The organism is Armatimonas sp. (genome assembly GCF_964826245.1).
The window spans coordinates 12926-28492 of record NZ_CBAYMC010000017.1 but is presented as its reverse complement, the minus strand read 5'-3'; the positions used below and the strand labels follow the sequence as shown (position 1 = coordinate 28492).

Sequence of the window (15567 nt, the reverse complement as noted above, 5' to 3'; positions counted from 1 at the left end):
ACTTTCTTCCGCAAGCCTCTTCGCTTTCTCCAGTTCTTTCTTTGCCAGAGCCACTCGTGCTGTTCGTGCCAAAAACCGCCCCACCCAGAAATCTTGCTTCGCCTCTTTCCAAACACTCAAACCTTCGGTATAGAGCTTTTCCGCTTCCTCAATATCGCCCTCCGCCAGTGCGACATCCCCAAGCGATCCCAGCACTGCTGCCCGTGCGGGGACTTTCCCGAGTCGGGCAAAACCTTGTGCCGCTTGCTCCAAGAGTAGACGTGCCTGCGCGGACTGCCCCTGTTCATAGCTCAGCTGCCCCAGCGCCGCAAGGCAATCAGCCTCTCCATTGGCTTCCTTAAGCCGATGACGAATCTGAAGGGAGCGATCTAAATAGCCCCGCGCTTCGTCGTAGCGCCCACTCGTCCCCACCCGCTGACCAAGCGCATGAAGCACTGCCGCCTGCTGTAAATCATTCTGTGGGATTTTCGGCACTCTCTCCAGTGCCTGCCGCAGGTTGTGCTCCGCCTCGTCAGGCTTGCCCAGCATCCCCACCGCTGTCGCGCGATTGAGCAAGATATCAACCTCGCCGGGGGCGTCCCCAACCTCGCGAAAGAGCTGGAGTGCCGTATCCCAAGCCTGTAGAGAGAGCTTCCCTTCTCCCTGGTTCTGAAAGTGCGCACCGCGTCCCAGCTCGACCAGCTCTCCCGCCAGCTTGCGCTTCTCTTCGTGTGTCACCACCACTGTCTGTCGTGTCATTAGTTCCTCCAGCTTCGCTCTATAGTCGGATACCGGTTCGGTAAAGATCGAGGGAGCCGCTGTCGGGGCGGCAGTAGGTCGCAGTGCTTCCTCTTTCCCAAAGCGTCGCCCCTGGCTCCAAAGCAGAGTGGTGGTAGCAAGCGCAAAGACAAAAGTGGTAGCTGCCAGCTTCAAGCGGCGCGAGGTAGGTGAGAAAGTAGCCATGCCTTAGAGTGTACCGGAAACGTCTTCAAGTTTTGTGAGTCGGGCCTCAAAGATCTCGATCCAGCGGGGGTGGTCGCGCTCTTTCCAGAAGGCAAGGCCCTTCTCATAGAGTGAGCGGGCTTCCTTTATCTCTCCACGTGCTCGTAAGATATCCCCTAGCGTTCCCTGAGCCGCTGCGACCGCTCCTTCATTGCCCACTTCCGCAAACGTGGCAATTGCCTGCTGCACTAAAGAGATTCCCAGCCCCACACGCCCCGACTGTGCTGCAAGCTGGCCCAGTGCCTGGTAACACTCTGCAATCCCTCCCTGGTTCTTGTGCACCTCGTACCCAATAAGAGCGGTATCCCAGCAATGCTCCGCTTCCTCGACACGCTTTAGCGCTTGTAGAATCGAGCCACGCTGCCCCCAGAGAACAGGCAGAGTGCCATGCAGAGTGCCATCATGGGGCTTCAGGGTATCCAGAGTCTTCTGCATCTCAAGAGCGATATCGTTATGCTCAAGTGCCTCGGTAAATCGGTGGCGAGCCCTACGATTTTCGGCAATATGAAAGTGCAACTGTACGCTCTCCCATGGAACCTTCAGGTCAGGAATATAGACGAGAGTCTCATCAAAAACTTCATCCTGTTGGGCATGATGCGAGGCAATCAGAAGTTCGATCCAAGAGGTTTCAGGGATAGAGCTGAAGCGCTCCACGGCCACACGAAGCCAGAATATTGCCTGAGAAAAATCCTGCCGATAAACAGCAAGACTTCCAAGTAGTTGTGAAGCAAGCTGAGCCGTATCCTGAGTTAGCTCCTCCATAGCACGCTGCAAGTAGGCTTCACTCTGCTTGACCTCACTTGCAGAACAAGGATAGTTATGACTATGCCAGTAGTACTGCAGGAAAATGACCCCCTCACGCTGGGGAGCATGCTTCAGATACCAGCTCGCTGCGAGCTTAAGATTCTCTTTATCTTCCTGCCGTGCCACTTTGCGGAAGTCATGAGCCTCAGGAGAGCTTATTGTAGTGCACCAGTAGAGACTATGGCGCTCGTGAAAGTGCTGTCTCTCTTGCTCCGAGAGTGTGCTCTGAAATGCGGCTCGGATCGCGGGAAGCAGAGCATAACGATTCTCCTCTTTTCGCAGGGGGAAGGCACGTGTGATTCGCTCCAGAGTCTCAACCGAGAGATCGCAAATAGCCAGGGCTTGTGATGCAGTGAAGGCCTGTGGAAAGCCACTAATCGCCTTGAGTCCCCGTGTGACTTCTTGAGAGAGCTGTGCAAGACGTACCCGAATGGCTTCACGGAGCACACTTTCCTCGGTAATTGTCAGAGAAACTCCATCACGCTCAAGCTCCTCGAGACAAGGCAGAAGCTTCTCCACTCCTAAGCGCTTGGAGAGCTGGAGAACTTCCTCGTGTTCCCGTGCCCCATCCGAGAGATCCAGAAGTAGCTCCAGCGTCTCAGGGTGCTCCGGGCGCAGGACATAGGCTTTACGCGCTGCATCAAACGCCCCGCGACGCTCACCCGTTGCATCCAACGCATGTGCCAGCTGCAACCAAACCTCTGCCGAAAGCCGCTCCGCCTCAAAGCGCATCCGCTCCAGCCAGCCATCTCCCTCGCCCGGCAGCTCGTAGCCCTCCAGAAACCCACCCCGGAGCAGTGCCGCCGCGTCGCGCAGGCAAGTAACTCTCTGCTCAGGTGTTGCAAGCTGAGCCGCTAGCTCCAGTGCCGCCTCCACATCCTGAAAGTCACTGCGAACAAGCCCACGGTGAAGTGCTACCGTCTCTGTATCCGCAAGCACACTCGTAGCCCCAATCCCACAAAAGCTCTGACTGTTTTTCTGGCGATTAGGCGCACCGTGGCGCAGATCATTCAGGCGAAAGCGCAGCTTATCGCGCCCCGTCTGTTCCCCATCAAGTGCCAGTCGCAGAATCAGCGCCTCTCGGCGGTTTGTACCAGGCTCTAGCACCAGAGATGCCAGCAACACCCATGTATCTCGATAGCGAAAGCGAACTTGCCTATCGGGATCAGCGTTTTGATCAATGAGTATGGGAGAGCCCATGACAGAGAGATACCAGCTTGCCATCAAAGAAAGATTCGTGAGGTGAGGTTCTAAAACCTTCACTGGTTTTCACCAAAGTACACCATGTACAACACCCGTACAACACCCTATGAATTATGATGGGATTGTATTCGGAAAGGAGTACCTTAAGTGATGCATGTTCGTCGTCTATCTGTTATTTTAGGAGCCGCTTGTGTTCCTTTTTTAGTCTCTCTTGCTGTTCAGGCCCAAGCCCCGGTTAAGATTAAATTTCACTGTAAAGTCCCAGGTTACTCATCAGGTTCCGGTTGGGTTCGTATTGAAAATGGTGGCCCGGGTGGTGGTCGTGTGGTTCGTAATGGCAACGATATGGTAACCGACCGAGTTGCTCGTACAGAGAAGTTCCGTGTTTCTATTGACGACCCCTCATTTACCAAGAAGTGCAAGTGTCAGTTCACTCTTGAAGCCCGTGTAAGCTCAAAAAACCGAAAGGTCTTCCAGGGTGAGCTAACCATTCCTTTTCAGCGTGAGTTTGACATACCTGACGATCCTAATTTTGACAACGTGCTCGTTGAAGTCTTTGATCCCATCGCCCCCAATGGCGTTGTGACACGCCGCGTACCGATTGGAACACGTCCCAAGTGAACCGTATGGCAGTTCTCTTTACTATGGCAATCGCTTCACTTGTATCTGTAGCATTTGCCCAAGCTGGTGCTCTCGATATCGCCCCCATCCAACCGAACAACCCTGGATTTGGTCAGGCTGCTCAGTTCAGTGTAACCGCGACACAGAATGGTAAACCTGTTAAGAACGCTAAGATCGAGTTCTGGTTCTCTGGGCGTCACGGGGTTCGTGTCCCCTCGTGGTTCGTCACAACAAATGCCGAAGGGCGCGCCACGTTCACACGCACCATCCCTCGTGACTGGGTAGGGCAGCAAACCTGGGTTGATTTAAACGCTTCCTGCGATCAAATTGCTGTCCTAAAACTGTGGCGCGTTCGCGGTAAATAGATAAACTCAGGAAGGGTAGGATGAGATATTCCTACCCTATTAATGACTATTTCAAAAAGGAATCAAATGAAATTTCAATCTAAAAAAATAAAAATTGCCGTCATAGGTGAACAAGATCTAAAAGGATCTATATTCAACAATCTTTCCGAGCAAAAATCAATAACTTCGATTGTTGAAAATGCCCTAAAATCTGACATATCCACCACAAGCAAATTTACTCTAGTAGAAAGACGTGAGATATCAAACATATTAAAACAAAACGATTTAAATAAATCTACAGATACAGAAGAGATTAACAATGCTGCAAAAAAACTAGGTGTCGAATATATTCTTTATGCTTTAGTAGACGATGCTTCAGCAGATGCAAAGGGTGGAATGAAAGTAACTATTTCCTACACATTAACAAGTCTCGCAACAAGCGAGATTGTACTTTCATACCGTAGCATAGAGGGAGAGCGTTCAGAAACACCTCAAATTGCTCTACAAACGGCAATCACAAAGTCATCTAAACGCTTTGTAGCAGAACATTTAGTTATTACCTTTATGGATTCGGCCTCAATACTAGCAGTAGACGCGAAAGAAGGTTTTTTGATTGACAAAGGCACAAGTGACGGATTTACTATGGCATTAGATTTCGAGATTTACGAAGAATCTGCCGGTGCTTTTGGCGATTTATTCAAAACCAAGAAAGTAATATGCCTTGCTAGAGCAAAACAATGCGAATCAAATAAATCATTATTAATTACTGGCGAGTACAAAAGTGATTTCAGAATAAGAAATGAATGGAAAGAAAAACAAGAATTATTAAAAATAATAAATAAAGGCTATAAAATCAGAACCATCGCGAGACGAGAGTTCACTAGAATAATTTAATCGTACCCCTATATAAATCCTTAAATTAAAGAAACCAAAAAGATCCCCTTATGAACACCACACGTAAAAACTTTCTTTCACTGTCGTTACTATCGCTGTCCTACCTAGGCGTACTCTCTGGATGCGGTGGAGGGGGAGGCGATTCAACGACAGATCCACCCCCTCCAAGTGTCCTGACTCGAAAAGTTCAGGGCTACTTGACTCGCGTTGATAATATCTCTGCTGCTTTTGACAACATACGTGTTGCGATCAAAATCGTTCTATCTGGTGGGCGAGCCGAAGGAGATACTGTTAAGGTAGTCACACCAGATTCATCGGGGAAGTATGTGGTTGATGTCGCACCGGGAGATTATACGGTTGAAATCACCTCAACGGATAGTGCGACGGCTCCAGTTCAGATTCCCATTACTGTTAAACAAGAAATTGAAACAACGTCGGTAGAGACGGCAGGTTTACTTCCCGCAGGCTTGACTATTACCAGGGTAGAGTTCATTCTCCCCGCAGCAGATGGCTATAACGGAACCTATAAGATTGGGCAAACCTACACCATAAAATCAAAAGTCGTCACAAGCGGAGGAACTTTCGAGAACTGGCGCCCTCTGTGGTCTGTAGAGGGAGGTATGGGAAATATTGGAGCATCAGGAGATTTTACCCCCACCAACACAGGCACAGGAAAGCTCGTCGCCAATTTTGGAGGAGGTACCACCAAGGTAGTCTTTAAGACAGGAGATATTAAAACCAGTGATGGTAAAATTCCAGCACCAACGTTATACGTCTCACATTCTGGCACACCCCATCTTGTCTCGTTAGACTCCCGTACAGGGGCACTAACAGGCGTCACTCTTCCCCAAGTCGGCACCGAGTACTCCTCTCCTCTTGCTCTCGGTAGTGATGGAACTATTTATGGAGGCAGCGGTAATTTTGTCTACGCTTTGCGTCCTGGGACAGCTCAGTTTCTACCGGGCGACTCGCTCGGATATCCTGTTTATCTTGTCCTAGGATTGCCAGGGAGTAGAACTTTCACTGTCACCTCAGCAGCGGTTCATCTCTTAGATGTAGCAGGGAAAAAATTAACTCCTGCTGCCACTCTTGCAGAAAGCACCTATGGAAATCTCTCCAGTGTGTATGGATGTACAACAGATGGCGCAGGAAACATTTATGTACTTGGTTCTAATGGAAGCTACTGGAAAATCTGTCAATTCAAAGTAACGGGTGATTCATTGACATTTGTGAAAGATATAGTTGCAAATGTTTTCACAACAAGTAATTATGCTTTCCGCGGAATCGTTTTACTTCCAAATGGATCATTGTGCCTTTCCGAACAAAAAAGTAATACGTTATATAGTCTGGCGACGGGTGGTGGAGCACTCACAGCGATGAAGACTGTAACATCTATGGAAGGAAGCCTTGCAGTGGGTCAAAATGTTATCAATCAGGGAGATAATGTTCTCTTTGTACATGCTAACAATAAACTATTTCGTTTTAATATCAATGGGCTGACACTCACGGATATTGACAGCCCTGGAGTTTCGTTCTCGTCCACGACATTTGGTTCAGTTTATGGAATTTTTTCAAAGCCTCCCGCGTAATAAGTGATGCAATTCTCTCAACATTACGGTTTCGCAGCAAGGTAAATGGTAGAGAAATAAGTTTCGGCGCTCACTGCTATAATGGGTTGTATAATCTCGAAAAAGGAAATCCAATCATGGTAGAACTCGCAGCTGGCTCGTTAGCCCCCTCGCTTGAGGGGGTAGTTTTTCTTCATGGCAGTGTCCCTGGCTTTGTGTCGGGACGCGGCTACGTCTTGGACTTCTGGGCGACTTGGTGTCCACCCTGCCGAGCGACTCTGCCACATCTTGCACAGCTCCAGATGCGCTACCCAGCGCTGACGTTTGCGGCCCTCAGTACCGAGAGCGATCCCAATATCGTCCGCCGCTATATCGAGAGTAACCCGGGCTTGAAGAACCTGGCCATTGCCCATGACCCACGTGGAATCGCTTTTCGCAACTGGATGGCTGCCGCCGGGCGCAATGGAATTCCCTGCACTTTTATCGTGAATGGTGCGGGACGTATCGCCTGGATCGGCCACCCACAATCGTTAGAGATCGAGACCTCCAATCCCCGTAAAAAAGTAGGAACGTCGTTAAAAACTCTTCTAGCAAACGAGATCGCCCGGGGCGGGATAGGTCGAGAGATAGCTGCGCTGCCATCGGTCTCTGGAGCAGTCTCAGCAGGTGCCATGCGCTTCATAGGGCTACCGACACAATGGGACTTCACTCTTGGCAATCTCGTTATTGAAGTCTCTGCCGACCCGGTGCCGCGTAGTGCCAGCATCCGAACTCTCATCACACTGGATGGACGTGATATCACCGAGCCAACGATGGGGAGCCCGACGCTCTCCTTGACCCGCAGCGAGCTCTCTCCAGGGCAGCATGTGTTCGCAACCGTGCGGCGGGATATGGCCACGGGGAAGGAGTTCGTAACTGATCGTGCCACTGTGGAGGTTACTGGTGCGACGGCAGTAAGTTCGAAGGGCGAGGTGCCACTCCCTCCTTCCATACAGAATGTCCTTCGGCGCACCAATGACGAGCGAACCAAGATGGCTCTTCCTTTACTTCGGGCACACTCGGCTCTTATGAAAGCCGCACAGGACTATGCTGTCCTTATGGCAAGAGAGCGACACTTCTCTCACACCGGCCCTGATGGTAGCCAGCCGAGGGATAGGGCGGAAAGATCAGGCTATCGAGGCAGCTCATGGGGTGAAAACATCGCCATGGGCCAGCGCACTGCCGAGGAGGTAATGCAGAGCTGGATGGGCAGCACAGGACATCGGGCAAATATTCTGCGGCGCGAGTACCAGGACATAGGAATCGGTCAGGCGGGTGCGTACTGGGTGCAACTGTTTGGTAGCCGCCATTAATACGAGATTACGAAGGCAGAGCGTCTGCCTAGCACTCATCCCCCTGCTAGCCTTGGCACAGCAACTAGCGTCGGCACAGTCACCTCCCGCGATGATCTTTCCCGTTATCAAAGGAGCGGAGTGGTCAGATACCTGGGGAGCGCCCCGCTCAGGAGGACGTAAGCACGCCGGACAAGATCTGATGGCTCCCAAGATGCGCCCCCTGGCGCGCCCCGGAGACCGACGGATCGAGTCGGGGACGGGGACGGCACTGTCGCCCCCATTTCCCATAAACTACACCCGGCTGCGCTTTCGTATCGGAGGCGCAGGGGAGATCGAACAAAGCTAGGAACAAAAGTGGGGTACGGCACGGTTGCTGTAGATCCAAAAGTCATTCCGCTGCGCTCGCGCCTCTGGGTAGAGGGCTATGGCTTCTGTATCGTACTGGATGTAGGAAGCGCCATAAACGGTCGTAAGCCCGTTCAGGTACTGGTTACTGACGAGCCGGGCAGCTAGGCGACTCTGCCAAATGCAAATTTATAGCCTACAGCAGCATACTCAAGAATGTCGTTGAAGTGAATAGCTTCGGCGCGGACGAGCTTCTCATACTCATTGACCAGCTTCCCGGCTTCTCCATGGAGTGCGGGGTTATCTGTGGCGATGGAGATGGGAACACCTGCTTCAGCACAGCGCTCGAAGACGGGGCGTAGCTCCGATAGATCCTGAAGCGTGTTGGTGCGCAAGTACGTGGTCGGGCAGACTTCTAAACAAATCCCGCGCTCGGCAAGCTCGGGGAGCAACTCCGGGCGGTGGAGGGCGATCTGGATGCCGTGGCCGATGCGCTCTAAGTAGGGGAAAAGACTGGAGTGGATGTCCGTCGGGTCGGACTCGGCCATGTGCGCGGTGGTGTGCAGCCCCAGCGCCTTTGCCTCAGCGTAGAGCTCCGCCCACTGGCTCAGAGTCGGGCCGCCAGGCTGGTAGGGGCCGGCGAGGTCCACGGCAACGACCTCGGGCAGTGCGTGTGCCAGCGCGATAATCTGACGGTTCAGCGCAGGCGAGAAGCCCCGGTCCATGCAGAGAATAAACGCCGTGCGAATGGGAAACTCGGTCTGGGCGGCGCGGATCACCTGCTGGGCCGCCTCGGGCATGAGCGCGAGGCGCTCGGCTTCGGGAAGACTATAGGGCGTGCGCTTGTAGGGGTTGAAGCGCAGCTCTAGGTAGTCCAGCGCCTCAAAGACCGCCGCGCCGCGCACCGCTCGGTGCGTGAAGTAGGGAAGCTCTTGCGCCTGCAGCTCCTCCACGAGATGGTGCACGGTGAGGTAGTCCGCCAGATCGGTGAAGGGACGGTTGAAAAAATACGAAAACGCGGCGTAGTCCGGGAATCGCTCCCGGAGCCGCGCCGCGATCGCTGTCTCCCGACCGTGCTTCTCAATCCAGCCCCAGAGAATGCGGGGGTGAGTTGCGCCCCCCAAGTGGCGGTGCAGGTCAGGGAAGTTCACAATCCTATTGTACTACATTCGCATTAGAGGAATCCCTAGCTCGCGCTTGGCAAGGATATCGAGAAGCGCGACTTGGGCCATCTCTTTATCATCGAAGTAGGCCAGCATCTGTGGCTTTCCGGCAATCTCCACTTTTAGCGCCGCGCCACTTCCCGTCACTTCGATAAACAATCGGGCGACATGGTTGATGTTAAATGCCGCGCTTGATTTCTTGCTGTAGATCCACATAAAAAAGCCTTCCTCCCCAAAGTATCGGCAGGAAGGCTCGTTTCACTTACCCATAATTTTTGGAATCGCTCCCTCAAAGGCCTCACGAAGCTGATCGAGAGAAAGCTCCAGAAGTCCGGCGGCATCGAGCTTGTTGCTGCCCTTCACCTGACCGATAAAGACAGATTCAACGCCGTTTTGTTCACAGAGATCAAGGAGCGCCGCTTGCTCTTTCGTGCCTTCTTTAACCGTCACGACGATGCGGCTGGGCGACTCGCCAAACATCACGGTGCTCCAGGGAAGATCGTTGCCATCTTTCCCGACGAAATCCGTGATGGCGAAGCGAATCTCTGCGCCTTTGTTGCCCGCCAGGCAGCTCTCGGCGACGGCGGTCATGAAGCCGCCCTCCGCGCAGTCGTGGGCGCTCTGGATCAGTGCTCCGGCGACCGCTTCCCGGACGACTTTCTGGACACTCGCTTCGGCGGCTAAGTCCAGCTCTGGCTTGCCCTCGGCGCGGCCAAAAACGCGGTAGAGGTACTCGCTCCCCGCGATTCCCGTTGCGCTCTCCGTACCGATAGGGCGCAAGAGATAGATTAAGTCACCGTCGTTTTGGAACGCCAGGCCCATCGGCTCGACTCCCTCGGGGATCACGCCCACCATGCCCACGGTTGGGGTCGGGTAGATCGCGCCCTCAGGGGTCTCGTTGTAGAAGCTGACGTTACCGGAGACAACGGGGGTCTTGAAAAAGTCTGCGGCTTGCGCCATCCCTTCCACAGCGCGCCTAAACTGCCAGAACCCCGCGGGCTTCTCGGGCGAGGGAAAGTTCAGGCAGTCCGTGAGGGCAGCGGGGACAGCTCCCACGCAGCTGAGATTGCGCGCCGCCTCGGCGACGGCAAGCTGTGCTCCCACAAACGGGTCTAAGTAGCAGAAGCGCGGGTTACAGTCCGTGGTCGCCGCGATCTTGCGCCCGTTGGCCTCACGGATGGTCAGCACTGCCGCATCACCACGCCCCGGAAGAACCTCGGTCTGAGTCTGAACCATCGTGTCGTACTGCTCCCAGACCCAGCGCTTGCTGGCGATACTGGGCGTCGAGAGTAATTTTAGGAGAACGTCGCCGTAGCTCTCGGGCTCAGCCAAACTTGAGAAATCCGCGCTCTGGACTTGGGCGATGTACTCCGGCTCGGCGGCGTCTAAGTAGTACGTCGGGCACTCATCCGCCAGCGACTTGGCGGGAATATCGGCCTCTAGGCGCTCGCCATCCCACACTTGGACATTGCCCGTCTCGGTCATCACCCCGATATAGGCTGCATTGAGGCCCCATTTATGAAACACCGCCGCGACTTCTTCCTCGCGGCCCTGCTCTACCACGGCCAGCATTCGCTCCTGGCTCTCGGAAAGCAAGACTTCGTAGGCATTCATCCCGGTCTCGCGACGTGGCACTTTCTGGATATCAATGGTCATCCCCAGACTGCCCTTGGCGCTCATCTCACTCGTGCCACAGGTCAGCCCCGCCGCACCCATGTCCTGAATCCCGACGATCCCGCCGGTCGCCAGCGCCTCTAGAGTCGCCTCGATGAGCAGCTTCTCCATAAACGGGTCGCCGCACTGCACGTTGGGCCGCTTCGCTTCGGACTCTTCGGAGAGCTCCACACTGGCAAAAGTCGCTCCGTGAATCCCATCGCGCCCCGTCGAAGACCCGACATAGAGCACCTGGTTGCCGATCCCCTTGGCCTTCGCGGAGGCAATCGAGTCCAGCTTCACAATGCCGATGCTCATCGCATTGACCAGCGGGTTGCCGTTGTAGCAGGGGTCAAAGTAAATCTCCCCGCCCACGGTGGGAACTCCCACGCAGTTACCATAGCTTCCCACTCCAGAAACCACGTGCTCAAAGAGGTAGCGGTTATGAATCGCGGTGGCGTCGTTGCCCTCAATGGGGCCAAAGCGCAGGGAGTTCAGGCTCGCGATGGGTCGTGCGCCCATGGTGAAGATATCGCGCAGAATCCCACCGACTCCGGTGGCAGCGCCCTGAAACGGCTCGACCGCGCTTGGGTGGTTGTGGGACTCCATCTTAAAGACCACGCCCCAGCCCGTGTCGCCCAGCGCGACGCTTCCCGCGTTCTCCAGAGCGCCGGACTCTTGCGCTTTCTTGTACTCGGAGAAGAGCTTGAGCACGGGGCGGCTGTACTTGTAGCCGCAGTGCTCGCTCCACATCACGGCGTACATTCCTAGCTCAGTGTAGGTGGGGACACGGCCCAAGACTTCTTGAATCTGAGCATACTCAGACGCATTGACACCCATCTCACGGGCGGTTGTTTCGGATACTTCGGGATACTCAGGGGCATTGACAGGGGTTGACATAGCGCCTCTATTGTACCGTGGAAGCGTACTAAGCTAATGTTCAAGAATAGGAAAACCGACAATTCTCTACAAGAATACGCCATGTCTTCGTCTGCCTCTCCTGAGCAAGCATCGCTCGAAACACTCCTTGAACAATCCCACACCCTGATGAGCCAGGATGCGGGGGCGGCACTCCTGCTCGCCCAAGAGGCAGTGGCTCAAGCCCGCTCTACGGGGCAAACACACCTTCTCGCCAAGGCCCTGCGTGCTCGGGCGATGGCGCAAGGCTCTCGGGGCAATATAGCCGCGGCTCAGAGTGATTTCCAGGAAGCGCTACCACTAGCTCAGCAAACCCATGATCTCTTACTCGTCAGCCAGTGCCTGCATGGCAAAGCCGTTGCCTTAAAGCATCAAAGCGCTTACTCCGAAGCGATCGCGACCATGGAGTCGTCCGTTCAGATACTACGAAAGATAAAAAACAGCAAAGGGCTCTGGATGAGCTTAAACACGCTGGCGGCTTTTCATGGAAGCTTGAGCAACTATGGCGAAGCAATTGTGTGCCTCATAGAGGCCCTTGACCTTACCAAAGAAAACCCAGATCAGAAGGCGCAAATTCTTAGTAATATCGCAATGGTGTATCTCGAGTGTGGGCAACCCACCGAAGCGATTCGCTATTTTGAAGAGTCTCTTGCTCCCGATGAAGCAACCGCATCAGCCACGTATCGGTGTAACACACGGATTAACTATGCAAGTGCGCTGCGAGCTGTCGGACGGTACGAGGAAGCCGTCGTTGCCGCCAAGTGTGCCATGACAATCGCGCTATCGCAGCAGAATAAGTCTTTAGAAGCCGCTGCCTTGGTCGCGCTGGGGTGCTCTCAGACAGACCAAGAACAAGCAGAGCTTACCCTGCGTGCCGCCCAGCAGCTCACTGATGAGATCGGGTTGCCCGAGCCACAGCTCAGTGCCTATCAGGCACTAGGGAGCTTCTTGGTCCAGCAAAACCAGGCGGTGGAGGGCTGCCACTGGCTGCAACAAGCGCTCTCACAGGCAGAAACACACAACCGGCGCTTTATCCAGAGCGAGATTCATCAGAAGCTCAGCCAAGGCTACGAGCTCCAAGGGAATCTCGCCAAGGCACTCACCCACTACCAGACATTCCACAGCCTCTACGCCCAGTTTCACCAAGAGTCGGCTCAGCACCGCCTTCAGAGCCAGCTAGCACAACAAGAAATCGAGCGTGTACGCCACGAGACCGAGAACCTACGCCAGCAAGTGCTCGAAGACCCCCTCACCCAGCTCTACAACCGCCGCTACTTAAGCCGGTTTTTAGAGAGTGAGCTCACCCGCGCACGGCGCTATGAGCTGCCCCTGAGCGTGATCTTGATTGATATTGATGATTTTAAACAGGTCAACGATCAGCACTCCCATCGCGTGGGTGATCTCGTGCTACTAGCCTTTGCCAATCTTTTACGTCAGTCCAGCCGTACAAGCGATATCCTCGTGAGGCAGGCAGGTGATGAGTTTGTGATCCTCACCCCTGCGACCCCCCTGCCAGATGCAAGGCTCCTTGCAGAGCGCCTTCGCATGACAATCGCCACGCACGACTGGAATAGCCTCGTGCCGGGACTAACTCTGACCGTTAGCATCGGGGTTGCCGATCTGCTCAGTAACGAAGACCTGCTTGATCATGCAGATAAGCGACTCTATATGGCCAAGCGTGCCGGCAAGAACCAAGTCGTGGCGTAGCCTTCGGCGTATGCTACTTCTTCTTCATCTCACTAGGCAAGAGTTTTTTGAGGCGACTCATCTCGTCTCTCAGGAGCGCGGCGTGCTCGAAATCTAGGTTCTTGGCGGCTTGCTTCATCTCTTTCTCCATGTCGGTGAGGGCGAGGAGAAGCTGATCGAGGGGCAGCGACTCGGGGGCGACTTCTTTGGTGACTTTGTAGTAGCTCTTGGCCTCTGCGACTTGCTTGGCCGCGAGCACGTCCTGGACGGCTTTCTTGATCGTGGTCGGAGTGATGCCGTGCTTGGTGTTGTGCGCCACTTGGATCGCACGGCGACGGTCGGTCTCGTCAATGGCACGGCGCATCGAGCCGGTGATGTTATCGGCGTACATCAGCACGATTCCCTCAGAGTTTCGGGCAGCGCGGCCAATGGTCTGAATCAGGCTGGTCTCCGAGCGCAGAAACCCCTCTTTGTCGGCATCGAGAATGGCCACGAGCGAGACTTCAGGCAGGTCAAGGCCCTCGCGCAGTAAGTTGATCCCTACCACCACATCATAGACCCCAAGACGAAGATCTCTGAGGATTTCTGAGCGCTCCAGGGTGTGGACATCGGAGTGCAGGTACTGGACCTTGATGCCTAGCTCCACCAGATACTCTGTCAGATCCTCCGCCATCTTCTTGGTGAGCGTCGTGACTAAGATGCGCTCATGCTTCTCGATTCGGTCGCGAATCTCTCCGAGAAGATCGTCAATCTGGCCTTTGGTAGGACGGATGATAATGCCTGGGTCAATCAGGCCGGTGGGGCGGATGATCTGCTCCGCAACGCGGCTGGAGGTCTGGCGCTCGTAGGGGCCAGGCGTAGCGGAGACATAGATGAGCTGCGGCGCTTGCTTCTCGAACTCCTGGAAGCGCAGCGGGCGGTTGTCGGCAGCGCTGGGCAGGCGGAAGCCGTACTCGATCAGTGTCTCCTTGCGCTTTTTATCGCCTGCATACATGGCGTTGAGCTGGGGGATGGTCTGGTGGCTCTCGTCGAGCACCATCAGGAAGTCCTCGGGGAAGTACTCCAGGAGCGTGTTGGGCGGCGAGCCGGGGTCGCGGCCATCGAACCAGCGCGAGTAGTTCTCAATCCCCGAGCAGAAGCCCATCTCGCGCACCATCTCCATGTCAAAATTGGTGCGCTGGCGGATGCGCTGCGCCTCGATCAGCTTGCCCTCGGCCTCGAACTTCTTGACCTGCGCTTCCATCTCACTCTCGATTTTAGCGACAATTTCCTCGATCTTTTCAGGGTCACTCACCCAGTGGGTTGCCGGAAAGATCGAGAGCTCGTCGCGCTCGCTGAGGGTCTCGCCCGTCACCGGATCAATTGCCGTGATGCGCTTGACCATGTCCCAGTCGAACTCGATCCGGTAGATCACTTCCTCATTGGCGGGCTGGATATCGAGCGTGTCGCCCTTGACACGAAATGTCCCCAGTGTCAGCGCAATGTCGTTTCGCGAGAACTGCATGCTCACTAAGCGGCGCAAGACTTCATCGCGGTCGCAGTCCTGCCCCACTTCGAACCAGACCACCGTGTTCTTGTACTCTTTGGGCGAGCCTAGGCCGTAGATGCACGACACCGACGCCACAATTATCGTGTCTCGCCGCGAGAGAATCGCCTGGGTCGCGGAGTGCCGCAAGCGATTGATCTCCTCGTTGACCGCGCTATCTTTCTCGATAAACGTGTCGGTCTGGGGGATATAGGCCTCGGGCTGGTAGTAGTCGAAGTAGCTGACAAAGTACTCAACCGCGTTGTTAGGGAAAAACTCTTTCAGCTCCGTGCAGAGCTGCGCCACGAGGGTCTTGTTGTGCGCCATCACCAGAGTAGGCCGCTGGACTTCCGCGATCACGCGCGCAATTGTGTGCGTCTTCCCCGTTCCCGTCGCCCCTAGGAGTGTCTGACGTTTCTCGCCCTTATTCAAGCCCTCCACAAGCTGCGCAATCGCTTTGGGCTGATCACCCGCCGCTGGTGGCCCCACAAACTCGAACCGCCCACTCACCTTTGGCATATGCCCTCC

Annotated in this window: 14 protein-coding genes; 8 read left to right on the top strand and 6 right to left on the bottom strand. The window is 54.7% G+C overall.

What is annotated here, in order from left to right:
* Both AC1XOS_RS03240 and AC1XOS_RS03235 read right to left on the bottom strand, forming a co-directional pair.
* On the bottom strand, positions 1 to 942 hold a 942-nt coding region (locus tag AC1XOS_RS03240; RefSeq protein ID WP_481960778.1), incomplete at its 3' end, for a tetratricopeptide repeat protein.
* A gap of 3 nt (positions 943 to 945) precedes the next feature.
* Entirely contained in the window at positions 946 to 3048 is a 2103-nt protein-coding gene (locus AC1XOS_RS03235) for a bacterial transcriptional activator domain-containing protein (RefSeq protein ID WP_481960777.1), read from the bottom strand.
* A 90-nt stretch (positions 3049 to 3138) separates the two neighbouring features.
* Here AC1XOS_RS03235 and AC1XOS_RS03230 point away from each other — a divergent pair, with 90 nt between their 5' ends.
* The 7 genes from AC1XOS_RS03230 to AC1XOS_RS03200 all read left to right on the top strand — a co-directional run bounded on the left by AC1XOS_RS03230 (position 3139) and on the right by AC1XOS_RS03200 (position 8262).
* Positions 3139 to 3609 carry a hypothetical protein gene (locus AC1XOS_RS03230; RefSeq protein ID WP_481960776.1) on the top strand — a complete coding sequence of 157 codons (471 nt, stop codon included), beginning with the start codon at positions 3139 to 3141 and terminating at the stop codon, positions 3607 to 3609.
* Complete coding sequence (locus AC1XOS_RS03225) at positions 3606 to 3974, top strand: hypothetical protein (RefSeq protein ID WP_481960775.1); 369 nt, start codon at positions 3606 to 3608, stop codon at positions 3972 to 3974. Before AC1XOS_RS03230 ends, AC1XOS_RS03225 begins: the two co-directional genes overlap by 4 nt.
* A 66-nt stretch (positions 3975 to 4040) precedes the next feature.
* Complete coding sequence (locus AC1XOS_RS03220) at positions 4041 to 4847, top strand: CsgG/HfaB family protein (protein ID WP_481960774.1); 807 nt, start codon at positions 4041 to 4043, stop codon at positions 4845 to 4847.
* 50 nt (positions 4848 to 4897) lie between these two features.
* The gene (locus AC1XOS_RS03215) at positions 4898 to 6436 is read left to right on the top strand and encodes an NHL repeat-containing protein (RefSeq protein WP_481960773.1); all 1539 of its coding nucleotides are present in this window, start codon (positions 4898 to 4900) and stop codon (positions 6434 to 6436) included.
* Between the two features lie 116 nt (positions 6437 to 6552).
* Complete coding sequence (locus AC1XOS_RS03210) at positions 6553 to 7767, top strand: CAP domain-containing protein (protein WP_481960772.1); 1215 nt, start codon at positions 6553 to 6555, stop codon at positions 7765 to 7767.
* 91 nt (positions 7768 to 7858) lie between these two features.
* Positions 7859 to 8095: a hypothetical protein gene (locus AC1XOS_RS03205; protein WP_481960771.1), complete on the top strand. Its 237-nt coding sequence runs from the start codon at positions 7859 to 7861 to the stop codon at positions 8093 to 8095.
* Positions 8096 to 8103: 8 nt separating this feature from the next.
* A complete protein-coding gene (locus tag AC1XOS_RS03200; protein ID WP_481960770.1) occupies positions 8104 to 8262 on the top strand; it encodes a 3D domain-containing protein in 159 nt (52 codons plus the stop codon).
* On the opposite strand, the gene AC1XOS_RS03195 is transcribed toward AC1XOS_RS03200, so the two are convergent.
* Genes AC1XOS_RS03195 through purL form a run of 3 tightly spaced genes read right to left on the bottom strand, consistent with a single transcriptional unit; the run spans position 8259 to position 11810 of the window.
* Positions 8259 to 9245 carry an adenosine deaminase gene (locus tag AC1XOS_RS03195; protein ID WP_481960769.1) on the bottom strand — a complete coding sequence of 329 codons (987 nt, stop codon included), beginning with the start codon at positions 9243 to 9245 and terminating at the stop codon, positions 8259 to 8261. The genes AC1XOS_RS03200 and AC1XOS_RS03195 overlap by 4 nt on opposite strands.
* Positions 9246 to 9257: 12 nt before the next feature.
* On the bottom strand, positions 9258 to 9473 hold the full coding sequence (locus tag AC1XOS_RS03190; protein ID WP_309712052.1) for a hypothetical protein: 216 nt from the start codon (positions 9471 to 9473) through the stop codon (positions 9258 to 9260).
* Between the two features lie 42 nt (positions 9474 to 9515).
* The gene (gene purL, locus AC1XOS_RS03185) at positions 9516 to 11810 is read right to left on the bottom strand and encodes a phosphoribosylformylglycinamidine synthase subunit PurL (protein WP_481960768.1); all 2295 of its coding nucleotides are present in this window, start codon (positions 11808 to 11810) and stop codon (positions 9516 to 9518) included.
* Between the two features lie 81 nt (positions 11811 to 11891).
* Here purL and AC1XOS_RS03180 point away from each other — a divergent pair, with 81 nt between their 5' ends.
* Positions 11892 to 13535, top strand: coding sequence for a tetratricopeptide repeat-containing diguanylate cyclase (locus AC1XOS_RS03180; RefSeq protein WP_481960767.1), 1644 nt, complete (start codon positions 11892 to 11894; stop codon positions 13533 to 13535).
* Positions 13536 to 13548: 13 nt separating this feature from the next.
* Here AC1XOS_RS03180 and uvrB read toward each other — a convergent pair whose 3' ends face one another.
* On the bottom strand, positions 13549 to 15558 hold the full coding sequence (gene uvrB, locus AC1XOS_RS03175) for an excinuclease ABC subunit UvrB (RefSeq protein WP_481960766.1): 2010 nt from the start codon (positions 15556 to 15558) through the stop codon (positions 13549 to 13551).
* Positions 15559 to 15567 lie beyond the last annotated feature (9 nt).